Source organism: Flagellimonas algarum (genome assembly GCF_040513375.1).
Taxonomy (GTDB): domain Bacteria; phylum Bacteroidota; class Bacteroidia; order Flavobacteriales; family Flavobacteriaceae; genus Flagellimonas_B; species Flagellimonas_B algarum.
In genome coordinates this window covers 1,303,042-1,322,012 of sequence record NZ_JBEVTG010000001.1, presented here as the reverse complement: position 1 = coordinate 1,322,012, position 18,971 = coordinate 1,303,042, and the positions used below count along the sequence as shown (strand labels likewise).

The 18,971-nt window shown below is 47.7% G+C and carries 13 protein-coding genes; 8 read left to right on the top strand and 5 right to left on the bottom strand.

Annotated elements, in window-relative coordinates:
• Positions 1-20 precede the first annotated feature (20 nt).
• Positions 21-926, top strand: a complete 906-nt coding sequence (locus ABV409_RS06080) for a GyrI-like domain-containing protein (RefSeq protein WP_353876655.1) — start codon at positions 21-23, stop codon at positions 924-926.
• Entirely contained in the window at positions 919-1,782 is an 864-nt protein-coding gene (locus ABV409_RS06075; RefSeq protein WP_353876654.1) for a hypothetical protein, read from the top strand. Before ABV409_RS06080 ends, ABV409_RS06075 begins: the two co-directional genes overlap by 8 nt.
• Here ABV409_RS06075 and ABV409_RS06070 read toward each other — a convergent pair whose 3' ends face one another.
• The gene (locus ABV409_RS06070; protein WP_353876653.1) at positions 1,783-5,484 is read right to left on the bottom strand and encodes a metallophosphoesterase; all 3,702 of its coding nucleotides are present in this window, start codon (positions 5,482-5,484) and stop codon (positions 1,783-1,785) included.
• Between the two features lie 53 nt (positions 5,485-5,537).
• Between ABV409_RS06070 and ABV409_RS06065 the strand changes: the two genes are divergently transcribed.
• A complete protein-coding gene (locus tag ABV409_RS06065) occupies positions 5,538-6,731 on the top strand; it encodes a Pycsar system effector family protein (RefSeq protein WP_353876652.1) in 1,194 nt (397 codons plus the stop codon).
• Here ABV409_RS06065 and ABV409_RS06060 read toward each other — a convergent pair whose 3' ends face one another.
• The gene (locus tag ABV409_RS06060) at positions 6,732-9,104 is read right to left on the bottom strand and encodes a GAF domain-containing protein (RefSeq protein WP_353876651.1); all 2,373 of its coding nucleotides are present in this window, start codon (positions 9,102-9,104) and stop codon (positions 6,732-6,734) included. It abuts the gene before it with no gap.
• Between the two features lie 114 nt (positions 9,105-9,218).
• On the opposite strand from ABV409_RS06060, the gene ABV409_RS06055 reads away from it, so the two are divergent.
• Complete coding sequence (locus tag ABV409_RS06055) at positions 9,219-10,118, top strand: metallophosphoesterase (protein ID WP_353876650.1); 900 nt, start codon at positions 9,219-9,221, stop codon at positions 10,116-10,118.
• On the opposite strand, the gene ABV409_RS06050 is transcribed toward ABV409_RS06055, so the two are convergent.
• Entirely contained in the window at positions 10,119-11,384 is a 1,266-nt protein-coding gene (locus ABV409_RS06050; RefSeq protein WP_353876649.1) for an aminotransferase class V-fold PLP-dependent enzyme, read from the bottom strand.
• Between the two features lie 92 nt (positions 11,385-11,476).
• Here ABV409_RS06050 and ABV409_RS06045 point away from each other — a divergent pair, with 92 nt between their 5' ends.
• The 3 genes from ABV409_RS06045 (at position 11,477) to ABV409_RS06035 (ending at position 14,603) form a co-directional block, all read left to right on the top strand.
• Positions 11,477-12,637 carry a helix-turn-helix domain-containing protein gene (locus ABV409_RS06045; protein WP_353876648.1) on the top strand — a complete coding sequence of 387 codons (1,161 nt, stop codon included), beginning with the start codon at positions 11,477-11,479 and terminating at the stop codon, positions 12,635-12,637.
• A 98-nt stretch (positions 12,638-12,735) separates the two neighbouring features.
• On the top strand, positions 12,736-13,869 hold the full coding sequence (locus tag ABV409_RS06040; protein ID WP_353876647.1) for an acyltransferase family protein: 1,134 nt from the start codon (positions 12,736-12,738) through the stop codon (positions 13,867-13,869).
• Between the two features lie 98 nt (positions 13,870-13,967).
• Entirely contained in the window at positions 13,968-14,603 is a 636-nt protein-coding gene (locus tag ABV409_RS06035; protein WP_353876646.1) for a hypothetical protein, read from the top strand.
• Here the strand turns inward: ABV409_RS06035 and ABV409_RS06030 are convergent, their stop codons facing one another.
• Positions 14,604-16,775 (bottom strand): acylase, encoded by a 2,172-nt coding sequence (locus tag ABV409_RS06030; protein WP_353876645.1) that lies wholly within the window; start codon positions 16,773-16,775, stop codon positions 14,604-14,606.
• 129 nt (positions 16,776-16,904) lie between these two features.
• Here ABV409_RS06030 and ABV409_RS06025 point away from each other — a divergent pair, with 129 nt between their 5' ends.
• On the top strand, positions 16,905-18,641 hold the full coding sequence (locus tag ABV409_RS06025; RefSeq protein ID WP_353876644.1) for an ABC transporter ATP-binding protein: 1,737 nt from the start codon (positions 16,905-16,907) through the stop codon (positions 18,639-18,641).
• Here ABV409_RS06025 and ABV409_RS06020 read toward each other — a convergent pair.
• Positions 18,638-18,970: a 2Fe-2S iron-sulfur cluster-binding protein gene (locus tag ABV409_RS06020; RefSeq protein WP_353876643.1), complete on the bottom strand. Its 333-nt coding sequence runs from the start codon at positions 18,968-18,970 to the stop codon at positions 18,638-18,640. The genes ABV409_RS06025 and ABV409_RS06020 overlap by 4 nt on opposite strands.
• Position 18,971: the final 1 nt, after the last annotated feature.

Sequence of the window (18,971 nt, the reverse complement as noted above, 5' to 3'; positions counted from 1 at the left end):
AACTTTTAGCGTCAAAGATTATGAAACGAAAATCGTTTTTTTTGCTCCTTATCGTGCTCCTTGGGGGGCTCATTTGGTATTTGTTCATCAAACCGTCCGACTATACCGTTCGCTTTGAGGTGAAGACTTTTGCCGGGGCCATCAACCAAACCATCAAGACCTGGCACCGTTCTTTGGAAAACAAGGGCGACCTTGAACAAGCCGCTGACCTTAACGAAATTTCCCAATTTTTGAAATTCGGGGATTCGATCAACCGCTACGATTGGAATATCGTGCCCTTGACCGACTCGACCTCGAAAATCATAGTCAACGTCAAAGACCTTGACCACAGTTTCGCCAACAAACTGCAAGTTCCTTTTTCCGATACCGAATTCGAGAAGCGTACCCGCAAGACCTTGTTGGAATTCAATACCGTGCTGCAAGAACATATCAAGAATTTCAAAGTTACCATCGTTGGGGAAGATGAATTACCATCGACCTTTTGCGCCTACATCCCGGTCACGGGAACCCAAATGGAAAAAGCCTCGGGCATGATGCGCAACTATCCTTTTTTAAGCTCCGTACTGGTCGAAAACCAAGTTGAACTGAATGGCCTGCCCTTTGTTGAAGTCGTTGATTGGAACAGAAAGACGGATAGTTTGAAATACAATTTTTGCTACCCCATCATCCGATCCGAAAAACTACCCGAGTATCCCGAAATCGAATACAAGCGGTTTTTCGGGAAAAAAGTACTCAAAGCGGTCTATAATGGAAATTACATCACCTCGGATCGCGCCTGGTATGCCCTTTTGGACTATGCTAAAACCCATAACATTGCCGTCGAACCCAAACCCATCGAATTCTTTTTCAACAACCCCAATATGGGGGGTAATGAAATTGAATGGCGGGCCGAAATCTATCTTCCGATAAAAGAGGGCGATGAATAAATGGCTGCTGTTGTTGTTGGGGTTTGTCTTTATGCAGTCTTGTGCACAACAAGATTGGTATGGTAAACTCGAATTCCAAGGCCGTTTTCCGAATAAGCTCAGTGAGGTTTCAGGAATAGCCGTTTACGAAGACAACAAAGCTTGGGTCATTGAGGACAATGGCAACAAAGACCATATTTACGAAGTCGGACTCGATGGGATGTTGATCCGCGATCTAGAAGTTAAAAACGCGAAAAACACCGATTGGGAAGATTTGACCAGAGATGCCTCAGGACACCTATATATCGGTGATTTCGGCAACAATGCGAACCAACGGACCGATCTCGTTATCTACAAATTACCGAACCCGACAACGGAAAAAGGAAACAAGATCAAGGCTGGGAAAATCGCATTCTCTTATCCGGAGCAGCAAAAATTCCCCCCAAAAAAGAGCGATATGCTTTATGATACGGAAGGCTTTTTCCATCATGGCGATTTCCTCTATATCTTCACGAAGAACAGGACCCGCCCCTATAATGGGAAAACACTGGTATATCGGGTTCCGGATACCCCTGGAACATACGAAGCGGAATTATTGGACACCTTGGTCCTGTGTACTGAAAAAGACCATTGCTCCGTCACTGCGGCCGCGATTTCCCCTTCGGGATCGACCATTGCCTTGTTGGGATATGGCTACGTTTACCTCATTCGTGACTTTTCCTTCGATGCCATTGCAAAAGGAACGATGGAAACCGTGTATTTCAAATACGAAACGCAAATCGAATCGGTCTGCTTTCTCGATGAGCAAACCCTGTTGGTAGCAGACGAACAATCAAAAACCAAAGGCAGGAATCTCTACACCTACCGTTTGGATTGATCAGAACCCGAACCCAAGTCCAAAGGCGAACCGAATGCCATCCGAACTATTGAAAACCCCCACGTTCGCAGAAAGTACATTGGCCCCGTTCACGAAGAAACCACCTCCGTACGAATTGTGCCACTTACTGGAATCATCGCCCGGAAACCAGACCCTACCATAATCGAACCCACCGAAAATTCCAGGGGTAACCGGTAGCAAACCGGTCTTTTGTTGTCGAAAACTCAACCGTAGATCTGTATTCTGGAAAAATGCCGAACGGCCCGTAAATCTTTGAAAACGGAATCCTCGTAGTCCATTGTTGGCCCCGATACTGGCGGCTTGGTAGAATTCATAGTTGTTGCCGATGTTAAAATGGCCCTTGACCTTGGTAGCCAGCACCAAGCTTCCATCAGCCACCAATTTATGGTCGATGGCCAAACTCGGAATAATATACCCGAACTCACGACCCGATTCACCCAAATTGGTCTTGAACCCACCTTGCAATGAAAAGGCCATCCCCAAGGTCGGAAACGCATCGTAATCGCTATTTGAATAACTGTATCCGGCCTCCATTCCGAAAAAGTCCTGCTCGGTATCCCTGCCTTGATCTGTAAAAAAGCCTTCGATAAACCTACCTTCGGTCTCTTCGACATCATAGTTCTCGTAGGAAGCCCCTAGACTGAATTTCGATCCCAATTCACCCCGCCAAACCAAAGCCGGTGCAAAGGTGATGGTCTGGATCTTGACCCGGTTAAAATCCAATTCCAAGGGTTCATCGTCGTCGTTGTTCACGGTTTCATTTCCGAATCCGAAGAAGTTGATGGCAAAATTCGGACTGGTAAAGCGGGCATTCAGTTCGAGGTTCACATTTTCGAAAACATTCGCGAATTCCCCATTATAGCTCAAATCGACACCACTGGTAGCAAAATAAAAGAGGGCATTGACCGTATGCTGTTGTGTAAATGGGTTTTGCCTGAACCCATTGAAGGTGTACGTATTGGTCAACCCCAATCGCACCCCATCATCCGGATTGAACCCGATCGCCGGCAGCAATTGGTTGTTGCTGGCCTTGATCTTCAAAAACTGATAGGTATTCGTATCGTAATCATCGATTTTGTGAAGGTGGCCCCCAAAAGCCTCATCATAGGTATTCTCTTTTGACTTGAAATCATAGGTATGTACCGCCCGCGCTTTTTGGGCGATTTTATAGACATCGTTGTTCTGACCACCGATCAAGCGGACCTTGATCGCCCCTGAATTGCTATTGACCTCAAAGACATCGTCGTCATCGAGACCATAGATCCACAATTCTTTGGTAATCGCCGGATCGTACCGCTTATCGAAGAACAAATCGGCTTTCTCCCCTTTCTTGATGCGGTAGGCCTTGACATCGACCATACCATCGTTCAAGGAGTTGATCACGAAATAATCGTCTTTGTCCGTGCCGGTAATGACACTGTATTTGTTCAAAATGCCATAGTACGCTTTGGCGGTCTCGACCAAATCAGCTTTTCGGGCCAACAAAACTTTCTTAATGCGCTCTGTGGTGGCCCCACGCACTTCTTCAGGAAAAGACTCGAAAGCCCCATCGATTACGGCGGCATCGATATGATCTTGGATATACTTCGCTTCACGCACCCAATCGTCCAAGGTGGTTTGGGGAAACAAGGCCAAATCGAGCGCGTAGGTCATCGGTGAGGAGTTGAATCCACGTACACTACGGATCTCTTCATTAAACCCTTCAAAAAGGCGAAGGGTGGGTACGGTTTTGGTCGCAAAGCCCATTAAGGCCCCATCACCCATGATCGAGAACGCCTGATCGCGGTCACGGGGTATGGGTTTGAACACTTTATTGCCGTTCCCATCTTTTTCTTGTACCCATCGCCACTGATCGACGTGCCGATCCCAATCACCGATCATCATATCGAACAAACGGGCCTTGACATAAGCACTGGCATCGACGAAATAATCTTCGTCTTTGCGTAATTTCTTGATCATGTCATCGGTACTCTCGATTTTCTTGGCATAGCCGAAACTGGCGATATCGTGCCCTTCAGACACATGTTCTTCGATCATATAAAGCTCATCACCAAAGTTTTCATTATACTCTTCGAGCGCTGCTTGCTTTGGGATATAATACAATTTGGGATTGGTATGGTAGATACCAACCGCATCGGAAAGTGGGCCAATTGTAAACGGGGCATAAGGATGGGATCCGGTATAGAAATCCTGCAAAATCGCCTCGGTAAAGGTTTCCTCGAAATCCCCAATGATATATTCTTCCTGAAAAGCCAAGGCTTGTAGGTACAGTTCTGCGCTTTTGCGAAGGGCACGCATCACGAACTGCCTTCCATCCTCATGCTGTAATCGTAGTGATTTCGATTGGTGCCCACCCCCTTTTCGAACGGGTGTCAAACCGCCGAATAGGGTGTCGAGACGCACCGTTGGTGCCTTGACCTTGGTCGCATAGAACTCGCGATAGCGATCCCCCCAAACCGTCTTGTAAAAACCGGTTTTATCGATCTCGGCTTCGGAATATACCGAAGCTTCGACATGGTCCGGAACAACTTCAGACCCCGAAAAGGTGAAGGCCTTGCGCTTGGCAGGGAGTACCTCGGTCGTATATAGCGATGTGGCGTTTTCATCTTCGACCCCAAAGTATTCGACATGCGACGCCCCATCTTCATAGACTTTCAATACCGCGTACCCCATGTGACCTGTAGAAAACCTGCTGCCGTTCAAAAGTCGGGTCGCACCTTTCTTGGCCCCCGAACCGCTTACGATCTGCGGGGTGTTATCTTCCACGATGTACTGCAGGGTGTGTTCGTGACCCGAGACGAAAATGACCTTCTCGGAGTATTGGGCCAGGGTTACCATGCGTTTTTTCATGGTATTGTAGCGTTGGTTCTGTAAATCAGCAGGTGAGGCCCCAGTCGTTTTTCGCAATAGGTTGATCAAAGACCCCAGTACCGGTAAAGGAAAATTACCATGCGTCGGAAACAAATGTTGTTTAAAGGAATAATAACCCCCATGCGACCCATAAGTGAACATCGGGTGGTGCAATGCTAAAATGGTGGTCTTATCCCTATTCTTTTTGACTAGGCCTTCGATTTCCTCAAAGAACTTGTTTCGGTCCTTGATTTCACATTCATCGTTAATGGTCGGGTGTTTGTCCCAATCAGTAACATACCATTCCGAATCAATTGCAATGACCACGATATCATCACTGATTTCGATTTTTTCGATCGGACAACCGTTTTGTGGAGCGAAAGTTCCCTTGCCCAAAGCGTCTTCGATGTACTTTTCTTGACGTTTCAAACCCTTTAATCCATCGCTGTACCAGTCATGGTTGCCAGGGATGAAAATGGTCTGTCCCTTAAAGCCACTTACCGCCTCGATTTGCGCGTCGAGTTGGTTTACTGCCGCTGCATAGCCCTCGGCACCTTTCTTCGGCAAACCGGCGGGGTAGATGTTATCACCGAGAAATAGGATGGAGCTCTCACCGGTCTCTTCCGACAATTTGGTCTTGACATTCCGTAAGACCGCGTTCATCCCACCATCGGGTGAAAGGCCTGCGTCACCCACCAAATAGAACGTATGGGCCACCTCCGCATCGGGGGTCGGGTTGCCCAAGGTAGTGGCCTCGGCATATTTCGTTTTGTAGGTCGCGCATCCAACGACCAGAAAACAAAGGAAAAGGGGGAGGTGGAAATTCTTCATGTCAGTGTTCTTAACTCCAAAATTTCGTATTTTGGATTATTCAATATACAACTATGTCGGAAATCGTTCAAAAAGCTGAGCATTTTGTTACCGAACTTTTGGAAAGCGCATTGAAGCCGCAGTTTCTCTACCATAATCTAAGGCATACCCAACGGGTAGTCGAAAGTACCAAAGAGTTGCTCGAACATTATCAGCTATCGGAAACCGAGAACGAACAGTTATTGCTCGCGGCATGGTTCCATGACACAGGGTATACCCGGGGTACTGCCGAGCACGAGGCCGCCAGCTGTGACATTGCAACCGCTTTTCTTGAAAAAGAGCAATACCCGGCCGCAAACACCGCCAACATTGGCAAGATCATCATGGCCACCAAGCGTCACCATGAACCCCAAAATCTGGACGAACAGATCATCAGGGATGCCGATGCCTCGCATTTTGCCCAAAGAAGTTATTGGGAGACCACGGATTTCCTGAAAGAAGAACTCGAACTATTGGGAATCGCCACCTACACCCAAAAGGAATGGCGTGACGCGAATATCAAGATGTTTCGCAACGAGCATCGCTACTATACCGAATACGCCCTCGAAAACTGGGAAGAAGCGAAGGACAAAAACCTGAAACAACTGGTCAAGGAAAAGAAGACCGAAAAAGAAATCGCCAAAAAAGAAGCACTTAAAGCGAAATACAAGAGCGAGAGCCCAGATCGTGGCATACAGACCTTGTTCAGGGTCACCCTAAAAAACCATTTGACTTTAAGTGATATTGCCGATACCAAGGCGAATATCCTGCTTTCGGTCAATGCCATCATCATTTCGGTGGCCCTGTCGAACCTGATCCCGAAGTTGGACAATCCTTCCAACGCTTATTTGATCTACCCGACCTTGATTTTCATCGTGTTCAGTGTCGTTTCCATGATTTTGGCGGTATTGGCGACCCGACCCAATGTTACCACGGGCAAATTCACCAAACAGGATGTGGAACAGAAAAAGGTCAATTTGCTCTTTTTTGGCAATTTCCATCAAATGAAACTGGACGAGTATGAGTGGGCCATTCAAGAGTTGGTCAAAGACAAGGAATACATCTACTCCTCGTTGACCAAGGACCTCTACTTTTTGGGTTTGGTTTTGAACCGGAAATATAAAATCCTAAGGATTACCTATACCATTTTCATTACGGGAATCGTGATTTCGGTCCTCGCCTTCGGAATCGCCTTCCGCTTTTTCGGACCCGATCGATTGACTTTTTGATCAGGATTTCAATTCCTCCATCAAATCATCATAGGTATACGTCTGTTCGGAGGTTTCATCCGTTTTGTACAGGATTTCGGCCCGAATGGCCTTGAGCCCGGTCACCCCTTGCAAACCTTCCAGTTCGACAATTTCGATATTGTTGGTAAAATACCCCTTTGATTTCAAGAAAGTAACATAGCGTAAATATTCGCGTTCGTCTTTCTTTTGGGAGTATACAATGGCCAATTTCCCTTTTTGGGTCAAGCGCTCATTGGTGCCCTTGATATACGATTTGTCGATGCGCTTTTTAATGATCTCATAACGGGCGTTGTAGGTGCCGTCGACATCGAAACGCTTTTCATCCATCCTGAATCGGATGGCCAAAGGTGTGCTATAGACCAAGAGGAGTGAAGCCACATCCAATTGTACCGGTAACTTCGGCTTTAATGAATAATGTTTGTTCTCCATCTCGACCATCACCTGCAACTGCCACAATCGAAGGTTGTTCAAAAAGAGCTCGTCGAATTTCCGATCGTTCGCGATCGTCGATCCGATATACATGTTGTGCTCTACCCCATCGGTCTTATAGCGTTCGAAATAATGGGGAAACATCTCCTGGGCCTCGTATTGTTTTTTGTCTAATAAAGCGGCCAATTGCATATTGATTTCCATGACGCTTTGGTCATAGTTCCTGCGGTGGTCGTAATACGATTCCGTGCTTTCATCGATTTGCCCTTCGTAATTCTCGACTAGGGCTTTCAAGGTCTCATCCTCCCTTTTCAAATGATGGAAAACCGGTTTGATCTCTTCTTGGACGAAATCGAAAATCGCCTGCTCGCTATTCGTTAACAAAGTGTCTTTTATCTCTTCCAAATTGTTGTTCACCCTGAACATCAATTCTTCATAGATGGGCAACTTGAATTTTTGATGCGCCGCCGTCAATACTTGGTTGATTTCCGACAATTGGATCATCAGGTCGCGCTGAATGGCGTTATTGCGCTCTTTCGAGGAATCTTTGATATCGATCTGACCGTATAGCGGATAAACATCCTTGAAGACCATTTCCTTAAAGACCGGGTGCCTGCCTTCCAATTCATCGGTCATGAACTTTTTAGCCTCTTCTTGGAACTTCCAATAGACCGATGAGTGGACCGTGGTACACTCGTGTTGGATTATGGCATCGATCAGGTTTTGCTCTTCCTCAATGGAACGCAACACGGCTGAAACGATAAAGGGCATCACGTCGATAAGCTTATTGGCGTTGATGCTGTTCAACTCGTTTACTTTGGTCGACACCAGTTCGAGCACGCCCAACAAATTACCGTCGTCGGCGATCGGAGCCAGTATGGCACTCTTTACCCCTTGTTCGTGTAAGTTCTTATAGGGCTGGCCCCCTCCAGATTTTTCAACATATTTTTCGACGTTCGAAATGGCGAAATAGGTGCTTTCATCGAACAGTTTGCCGTATGAATAGTCACAGAGCATGACATCGCAGGATTCCATTTCCTTGCCTTTCAGGATGTAACTCTCGATTCCCTTTCCATGGATTTTCAAAAAACGATTGGTATTCGGGTCATAACCCGCGAACCCCACCGTGATGTTCTTTAGATTGAACAGCGAACGGAAGGTATCCTGAAAATCGTCCATAAAGTTGTCGCTACCGCGTTTGTTGCTGCCGATCAAGGTCGATTTGATCTCACTGATCGAATGCTCTGCGGTAACGTCGAACATGTTCGAAATCACGAAACCTTTGGAAACAAAACTGTTGGGCGGGATTTTTTCCTTCCACAACTCCAGATTATCGAAATTCTCCAAGAGTTCCTCCAAATCGCTTTGGTCCAAGTCCTTGGCCTGATCCGTTGGCTCCAACTCCATGAAATCGGCATTGTATAGGATGCGGTAGTGCCGCATGACCCCATTGGCATCCGGAATGTCATAGAACAAGGGACGTTTGAAGTCAAGCTGGAACCCGTAATGGAATCCTAAGATGACCGTACACTGCATAATGTAATGCAGGTTCTCGGGCATGTTCCTGATTTCCAATTCGAAATCATCGCCGGCGGCCTGAAGGATATTTCGAAAACGTTCCGAAGAATTGAAGACCAAATTCGCGTAGGGTATGGAGGCTGCTTTGATCTCGTTCTTGGTCAAAACACCCGAAAAGGTATCCGCTAGAATGATCTGGATCACGTCTTTGCGGTCCTCAAGCACCTTGAGGTCGGTAAAACCATCACGAAGTTCCGGATAAGGTGCTGCGGCTTCGAGCACGTATTTTGCCCGGGCAGCAAGAAATTCATCCTTGCCCTTCGCTTGCTCGTCATAATGTTCCAACAATTTGTTAAAACTAACGAGCTGTACCAGTGGTGCTTCGCCTTCGTAATACTTTTCCATACCAGTATTGGTCTTGGTTGAGGGAGTAAAATTACAAAAAGAAGCGATACCCCTATGTTAAGGGAATCTTTACATAATTCAGCCGAATTTTGGATATTTTAGCAAAAATCGACCATGTCATCGCACTCCAGATTGAATCGGGCCTATGAAAACGCGAAGATCGTGCCCTTCGACGATGCTTCGAAATTCATTTTTTTCAGTGATTGCCACCGCGGTGACAATAGCTTCGCCGATGATTTCGCGAACAACCGAAACATCTATTTTCACGCACTGAACCACTATTTCAGGGAAGGGTACCATTATTGCGAACTGGGGGATGGCGATGAACTTTGGGAAAACCTCCATTTCGCTTCGATTTTCGAAGCCCACAAAAACGTGTTTCAACTGTTGCGGAAATTCCACCTCGAAAACCGCCTGCACATGGTCTGGGGCAACCACGACATGGTATACCGCAAACCGGACTATGTGGCCAAACACCTATCCCATTATTTTGAACCCATAGATGGTGAAGACCATGAACTCTTTGAAGGTATCGCCTATCACGAAGCCCTGGTCTTAAAACACGGGCAGACCGGTCAAGAGATTTTCTGTACCCATGGCCATCAAGCCGATTGGTGGAATTACAATTTCTGGCAGGTAGGGCGTTTTCTGGTACGGGTGCTATGGAAGCCTTTGCAAGTCTGGGGGATTGCCGACCCCACAAGCCCGGCCAAAAATTACAAAGAACTCATTCGAATCGAAAAACGGGTCAAACGATGGATCCTGAAGAACAAGTTGCGCATGACCATAGCCGGTCACACCCATCGCCCCAGGTTTCCCGAACCAGGTCAGATCCCATTTTTCAATGACGGTAGCTGTGTACATCCAAGAAGCATCACGGGTATCGAAATCGTCAATGGTGAGATATCATTGATCAAATGGCAGATCGCCACCAAACCCGACGGTACCTTACAAATCGTCAAAGTACTGCTCGAAGGTCCTGAACGACTTTCGGATTACATCGAGACCAACTGATCACACTTTAGCGGCCATGGTCGTTACCGCCGAAACGAAACGGTCGAGTTCCTCCGTGGTCGTATAGACGTTGGGGGTAATGCGGCAGCCCTTCACATTGGCATAATCGATGGCCACCGTCCAAACACCAAAGGATTCGAGTAGCGTTTTGGCCATTTCAGAAGGTTTCAGGCCTTTGATCCCCACATTGGCGATGCCACAACTACGTTGCGGGTCGACCGGCGTATTGATGACCACGTTCGGCACCTCGCGTAGTTTATCACTCCAATAGCGTTGAATAAAACGAAGCCGCCGCTCTTTTCGTTCCAACCCGATCAATTCAAGGTAATCGATAGCATCATGTATCGTCAAATCGGTATGCACCGGATGGGTGCCTGTATGGTTCAAGCGTTTGATGTTATCGGCTTCCGTTACGTGATCGGCCAAGAGTGGCCATATTTTTCCAATGTGTCTCTTATCGACATACAACAAGCCTGAACCCAAAGGAACGCTCAACCATTTGTGTAAACTGGAACCATAGTAATCACATCCAAGTGCCGCGATATCGACCGGAATGTGCCCCACGCAATGAGCCCCATCGACAAGTACTTCGACCCCGTAGGAATGGGCCATATCACAGATCTTCCTTACCGGAAGGATCTGGCCGGTAATGTTGACCATATGGCAGATCATCAATAATTTGGTCTTCTTGCTGATTTGCGATTCATAAAGCGCCACCAAAGCCTCATCACTTTCAGGATGGTTGGGTACCGAAACCTCTTTGCACACCACGCCATACCGATCCTTGATTTGACGGAAATGATCTCGCATGGCCCCATAATCCTGAAGGGCATAAATCGCCTCATCGCCCTTCTGCCAGGGATAGCCCCCGATGACCATATCCAAGGATTCGGTGGTGTTCCGGGTAATGATCAGGGAATCGGCAGGGCAACCGATCAACGATGCCAATCGCGAGGCAGCGGTATCCTTGTTTTGCCATTGCACGGTACGCATATAGTACGACGCTTCATAATTCACCATGCGCACGTTTTCGATGAATTTGTTCAGGATCGGGGTCGGTACGAAATTGTAGTAGCCGTTTTCTAGATTGATATACTCGGGTTTCAGGGCATAATCCATCCGGATTCGTTTCCAAAACGCCTCATCGTCGCCTTCAGGATAGGGTTCCGAGCAGGGTGTAGCTGCTTGTCCTTCCCAAGGCATACCGAATACCGAAGCCGCCAAGGCCGATTGCCCCGCCCGTTTCAAAAAAGTACGTTTGTCCATAAGGATAAGGTTTGTTGGTGATGTCATCACAGTGCACGGAAAAGAATGCTATCTTGCTCTTGACAACCAACAATTTACAATTTAATCACCACTTGGATCCGCTGCAACAGCTCATCGATCAAATTCCAGTCCGGTACAATTTGGTATCCCACATCATGTTCTTGGGCGTCGCCCAGGCCTATTTTTTGGCATTCATCATCTTGCTACGGGCGAATTTGAATACGACCATTCGCATTTTCGGCTGGTCGTTGTTGTTTCAAGCCATCGTATGCACCGATACCTACATGTGCTACACAGGTTTGATGAAGTACGCCCTCCATCTCAATGATTCCACCGAATTCATCGTATTGTTGATCGCCCCGAGCATCTATTTGTTCACCTATTCGTTGCTCACCCGCAAACCGATCCAGATGAAGAAGCACGGCATCCATCTTTTGGTTCCCCTGCTCTATTTGCTTAGTCAAATCGGTTATTTCACCAACCCCTTGGTCGTCAAACTAAACGCCTATCTCGATGCGTATCACGATTCAATACCCATGGCCTCGGTACCTGAGGACGTCAGTTTTGGATACCACTGGATTAAAGGGGAATTTCGTTGGCTGGTCCTTTTCAGTTTTGCGATCTACCTCTCCCTATCCATAGGCTTGGTCATCAAAAACAGAAAGGCGAAAAAACAAGCGACCCGATTTATACGTTTGGATAAATATGCCTTTACCAGGAATACCCTGATTTTTTTGGTCGTTTTGTTGGCCTTGATCTTAACGGTCTTTTTACGCTATGAAGACGATTCGGGCGATCATTTCATCGTCATTGCCATGACCTGTATCACTTATGCTAGTAGTTTTTTCATCCTTTCCGAATCCCGTTTTTTCGAAAAATCGTGGATTGCCGATAAGTATGAAACGCTTGCAACGACCACGGCCGATTTCGCGACCATTGATACTTTTATTGAAGAACAGCGGTATTTTTTAGGGAAGGACGCCTCATTGGGCGATCTGGCCGCCGAATTGCAGACCAGTTCGAACCAGCTTTCAAAGACCATCAATCTTGAAACCGGGTTCAACTTCAACGACTACCTCAACCAAAAAAGGATCGCCGAATCGAAAAAGCGACTGGTCGACCCTGCTTACCGCCATTTGACCATCGAAGCCATTGGCAATTCGGTCGGATTCAAATCAAAATCAGCCTTTTATAACGCTTTCAAACGGCATGTGGGTGAATCACCCTCGGTATTCGCTAAGACCCAGAAATAGACCGGTTTTCTCCAGAATTGTAATTCAGGACTTCTTCAAGGGGTGAAAATTTTCATCCCTCCACCCCATGATCGAATTTTGGGCAAAATCAATTCATCATGGAAAAACGAATCAGACGTTACGATCTTGACTGGCTACGGGTCATTGTATTTGCATTATTGATCTTCTATCATGTGGGCATGTTTTTCGTGCCCTGGGGGTGGCATATCAAAAACGAAAGGATTTACGATGACCTCATCTGGCCGATGTTGTTCTTGAACCAGTGGCGACTTCCGATCTTGTTCACTATTTCGGGGATGGGCACCTACTATGCCCTTTCCAAACGGAATTTGCGACAATTCTCCTGGGAAAGGGTAGGGCGATTGGGCGTTCCTTTACTCTTTGGGATGTTGCTCATCGTACCGCCACAGATCTATATTGAACGTCTAGTGGACGGGGATTTTACAGGCACCTATATGGAATACTATCGGACCATGGCCTTCCGGAACGGCACCTACCCACAAGGCGATATCAGTTGGCACCACTTATGGTTCCTTCCATACCTTCTCCTGTTCTCTTTACTCTTAGGGCCATTGTTCCTGCGATTGAAAAGGCGGCCGTCGAAACTCGTCGGTTGGACCCAACGTCAATTGGATAAAACCTTCGGTTTTTACTGGTTCATCATACCGCTCTTCTTTGTCGAAGCCTTTGTAGAGCCCTTTTTCCCGACCACCCATGCACTCATCGGCGATTGGTTTACACTCGCTTTTTACGGGCTGTTGTTCTTCTACGGATTTCTCTTGTTGTGCACTGGGCCCACCTTCTGGACCGCTTTGGACAAGGTAAAGTCCAAAGCCCTTTGGGTAGGCATCCTTGCGTTTACCCTTTTGATCTGTCGCTGGCTTTTTGTCGAAAAAGACGAATTACCACAGCATTTGGGCGAAGCCTTTTTAAAGGTCACCAACCTTTGGTCTTGGATCCTGGTCATTTTCGCCTATGGTGCCCAATACCTCAACAAACCCAGTAAGCACCTGGCCTATGCGAACCGGGCCGTATACCCCTTCTATATTTTGCATCAGACCATTACGGTCATACTTGCCTATTATGTATATGATAAAGACTGGGGGTTGTTGGTAAAAGGGACTATTCTGGTCATCGGAACCTTCGGGATCAGTTGGCTGATCTACCATTTCATCATCTTGCGAATCCGCTTTTTACACCCGTTTTTCGGACTTAAGGGCAAGAAGGCCTAATGCGCGTTTTATCGAAAGAAGCCAACTTTTAACAGCGTTTTAGGGCAAAGTGGCAGGGTAATTGTTAATTTTAAGTTGTTCCAACGACTGAAAGAACCATGCGATACCTGCTGATCATATCTTTTTTGCTGCTCGGCGCCCCAGCGGTCTTGGCCCAAGGGGATATTCCGACCACAAAACCCCTTGAAATCGGACGTAAAAACAATTTGGATGCTTTACCGAGCAGTCAAGGGTCCTTATTGCGCATGCCTTCGGTAATCGATGAGGATTTGATATCCAAAGAGCGGGTGATCAAAATGTTGCCCGACCGCGAATTGGTACAGGCAGGCTATGGGCTGAAAATCGACCCCAAAGTCGGGGAACCGGAAAAAAACAATTCAAAAAAGCATTTCGGTGACCAATACCTCGGTGATTTCAAGACCAATGCCAAATTCATCGGTATCGTGGCCCGAGATCATGAATATGTCGATGGCGACCGCGTTAAAATCTATGTCAACGGCCAAGTAGTTGAGTACAACATGTTATTATCAGGTTCTTTCAAAGGAATCAATATCGATTTGAGCGAAGGGTTCAACCGTCTTGATTTCGAAGCGTTGAACCAAGGTTCTTCAGGTCCGAACACGGCCCAGGTCGTCGTGACCGATGAGTCGGGCAAAGTATTGCACAACAACCGTTGGAACCTCTCAACGGGATCAAAAGCCAGTTTGATCGTCATTAAGGAACCCGGTGAATGATCATTCCCCTGGCCGGTAGGTCCGTTTAGCCCTTTTCAACACATCTTCTTTGTAATAGGCCGCCTCTTTCCATTGCATCTTGGCGTAGCGTTCGCTTTGGTCGTCAAAGTGTGGTGATTGTGGATCCCCGCTTTGCCCACCGGCCAAAATGGTCTTGGCCTTAACACGATCTCCGAATTCGACCACAGCGGCAAAACTGTTGCCCCGCGTACCATAGATTTTCGCGGTGCCATTATCATAGCGAGCCCCGTAGGCGGCCAAGGCACCCCAGCGGCCACTGGCGAAACCGATCGGCATACTGGGTTTGGCATCATCAAAAGCTTGGCGTAACGAACCGTCTAAACGCTGGTACCGGTTGACATCTCCCCAGGGGATGTTCCAACTACCGAACTTGGCCTCCAATTCAGATAAAGTAGCTTCAAAAACGGCCAGTTTTTCGTTCTCCGGTGTCTCCCCACTGCTCCAATATTGAATGAGTTCCATAAAACTTTTCCCTTGCGGTCGGCGGCCCATCTTCATAAAATTGCTGGCATAATAGTGCGCCAAGGTCATCGCGACCGAATTTTCGGAAGTAGTAAAATCCCATTCCTTTAAGACCGCAATGGCTTCTGCCATATCTTGATGGGTGCCACCCGAACCATAGGCGTCGACCAAAGAAGGGATCATTTCGGCAAAGGCCGGCAAATACGGATCATGGGCCAATGCTATGAGGCCATCCAAGGTATGTGCTTTACGATCGGTCAACAAAGCGATGGCATGTACACCCCTGAAATTCTCTTGATCCCGAGACATGTAGCGTGGATAATCACCCCGTTTCGGACTAAACTCCAAAGCGGCGGTATAGGGGGTCGAATTGCAATTCTGGATCCAACCATTGCCTGGGTTCAACACCAAAATATTCTCATCGACGGTATGCAATCCCTGCCAATCGGTTCTGGGATCACTGCCGTCTACGGCTTTGGTAAAATCGAAGCTGTCGTCCCGTTTGGGAATGAAATTGCCATGGAAATAAGCGATGTTCCCCTCGGCATCGGCATAGACGGTATTGTTGGAGGAATTGGTTCGGATATCCATCATTTGTCGAAACCCGTCATAACCCGATTGCTTGGTTCTTATATAGGACTGTTCCAAGGCTTTTGAAGGTTCCCACATCATGGCAGTGGCCGTCCATTGCCCATCGGTGGCATGGGTGATTGGACCGTGGTGGGTATGGTACATCGGGAAGCGTTTTTCGACCATACTATCACCGGCCCGGTATTTCAAAACAACCTCACTTTCCTTAACGGCACGGAGTTCTTCCCCGTAACGGTAAAAGTGTTTTCCATTCTGCATCCTGATGTTCTCTTTGTAGGTGTCCATCACATCGGTATAGGTACTGGTATGCATCCAACCGGTTTTCGCATTGAATCCCTGATACACGAAAAACTGCCCCCAGGTAACCGCTCCGTAGGCGTTCAACCCTTCTTCACTGACCACATGCACCTCTCCCCTAAAATAAAATGAGGTATGCGGATTGATCAGCAATAGGGGGTTCCCGTTCTCGGTCAATTCGCCGGCAATGGCGATCCCGTTCGACCCTTGGGGTTCGGCCATTTCCTTTTGCTTTTCCAGCTCTTGCAATTCGGGTTCGGGAAGGGCCAGACCACTTTCATAAAACCGTTTGAGTTTGGCGACACTGACCCGTTCGATATCGCCCCCGATACTGCCTTCACTGAAATACATCGGCATCCAAGGTTCGAATCGCGTCAACAAGCGGGGCTGTACTTCGGGGTGGGTGTATAAATAGTAATTGATCCCATCAGCAAAGGCATCGCACAATTCCTTTAACCAGGGCGGACTGTTCTCATAATTGGCGATGGCTTCCTCCTTGGTCATGAACAAACGTGCCCTTAGATCGCTATAGAGAGCATCTTCCCCTTCGACCTCGGCCAATCGCCCAATGGCCCAGATGTAGTTTTGTTCCACCCGTTTGAAATCGTCTTCGCATTGCGCATACAACAGGCCGAAGACCGCATCGGCATCGGTCTTGCCATAGATATGGGGTACGCCGAAATCATCGCGGATGATGGTCACCTCGGCCGCACGGGCTTCCCACTCCAAGACCTCGGCATCCTTGTTTTGCTGGGTACACCCCAGCACGATCAAACCGAACAATAGTAATACGCCTCTCATAAGTTTTCGTTCATTTTAGTATGCTTAAAGGTAACCAATGGCGGTTCAGCATAAAAATCGACGTTCCAAAAATATTCTCGCAGAACAGCTGGTTTATTTGAACTACCTTGGCTGTAGATTCCATAATCCATGGCAGATAAAAAAGTAAGCGTTTTAAAGGCCTTTCAAACCATTATATGGCCGAAGCGAAATTTGGTGTTCATTGGGCTGTTATTGATCGTGATCAGTAAGGCGGCCAGTTTCGTTGCGCCGATGTCGTTGAAATACCTGATGGACGATATCATACCCAATAAAGACATCGCCTTTTTAAAAGTACTGGTAGGCGTAGTGATCAGTGCCATCTTGGTCCAAGCGGTCACGTCGTTTTTATTGACGCGGATCCTCAGTGTCCAGGCGCAGTTCTTGATCTCTGAGCTGCGTGCCAAAGTGCAGAAACAGGTGTTGTCGTTGCCGATCCGGTTTTTCGATAATACCAAGTCAGGCGAATTGGTATCGCGGATCATGACCGATGTCGAAGGGGTCCGGAATTTGATAGGCACCGGTTTGGTGCAATTGGTCGGGGGTACGGTTACCGCTATCGTGGCGCTGGTACTCTTGTTACAGATCAGTGTTTCCATGACCTTGTTCACTTTGGTCCCTTTGGCGATATTCGCGATCATCGCCTTGAAAGCGTTCAAGATCATTCGACCGATTTTCAGAAATCGGGGCAAGATCAATGCCGAAGTTACCGGTCGCCTTACCGAAACTTTGGGGGGTGTACGGGTCATCAAAGGGTTCAATGCCGAGGAACAGGAAGCCAAAGTCTTCGAAAGTGGGGTGCATCGCCTTTTCGAGAACGTCAAAAAAAGTTTGACCGCCACCGCCTTTATGACCAGTAGCTCTACCTTTTTGTTGGGGGTAGCTACCACCGGCATCATGGGCATCGGTGGGTATAAGATCATGATCGATGAGCTGACCGTTGGGGAGTTCTTGACTTTTACCTTTCTATTGGGGTTGATGATCGCCCCCATCGTTCAAATGAGCAATATCGGCAGTCAATTGACCGAAGCTTTGGCAGGTCTTGATCGTACTGAGGAATTAATGAACAAGACCATCGAAGCCGAAGAGAACGACCGTACCATCGAACTGGAGGCCATACAGGGTGATATGGTTTTCGACCAGGTATCTTTCGCCTATGAAGAAGAAAAAGAGGTCTTGCATGGTATTTCGTTCGAAGCGAAGGCCGGTGAAGTGATCGCCTTGGTGGGCAGTTCCGGTTCGGGCAAATCGACCATCGCAGGTTTGGCGGCGAGCTTTTTGACCCCCAATTCGGGCACCATTACCATTGACGGCAAAGACCTCTCTAAAATAGACCTGAACAGCTATCGGCAGTATTTGGGCGTAGTCTTGCAAGATGACTTCCTTTTCGAAGGGAGCATTCGGGAGAACATCCTCTTCCCGCGACCGAATGCCAGCGAAGAAGAACTGCAAAAGGCCGTGGTATCGGCTTATGTGGATGAATTTACCGATCGGTTCGACGACGGGTTGGATACCCTCATCGGTGAACGGGGCATCAAACTTTCGGGAGGGCAACGCCAGCGCATCGCCATAGCCCGCGCTGTATTGGCCGATCCCAAAATCCTGATCCTTGATGAGGCCACTTCGAATTTGGATACCGAAAGCGAGGCCTTAATCCAAAAGAGTTTGGCCGAATTGACCAAAGGCAGGACCACCTTCGTCATCGCACACCGTTTGAGTACGATTCGCAAGGCAGATTTGATTCTGGTCATCGAAAAAGGGGAAATCGCCGAGCGGGGCACCCACGACCAACTCATTGCGAAAGAAGGTCGGTACTACAATCTATTTACCTACCAAGCGCGTATTTAAGCTTCTTCAGGGGCCAGTTCAACCTCGAGGCCGTCTAAAGCTTCGGTCATATGGATTTGGCATCCTAACCGGCTGTTGTCTTCAACAAAAAAAGCCTCGGCCAACATCGCTTCCTCATCATCGGTCTTTTCAGGCAGCTCATGCGTAGACTTGACATAGCACTGACACGAAGCACACATCGCCATGCCACCGCAAATACCGATGGTACCTTCCGGTGCGAGTTCATAAGAACGTACGACTTCCATAAGGTTCATGTTCATATCGGTAGGGGCGTCTACCTCATGGGAGACCCCTTCGCGGTCAATGATGGTAATACGGATATCGGACATA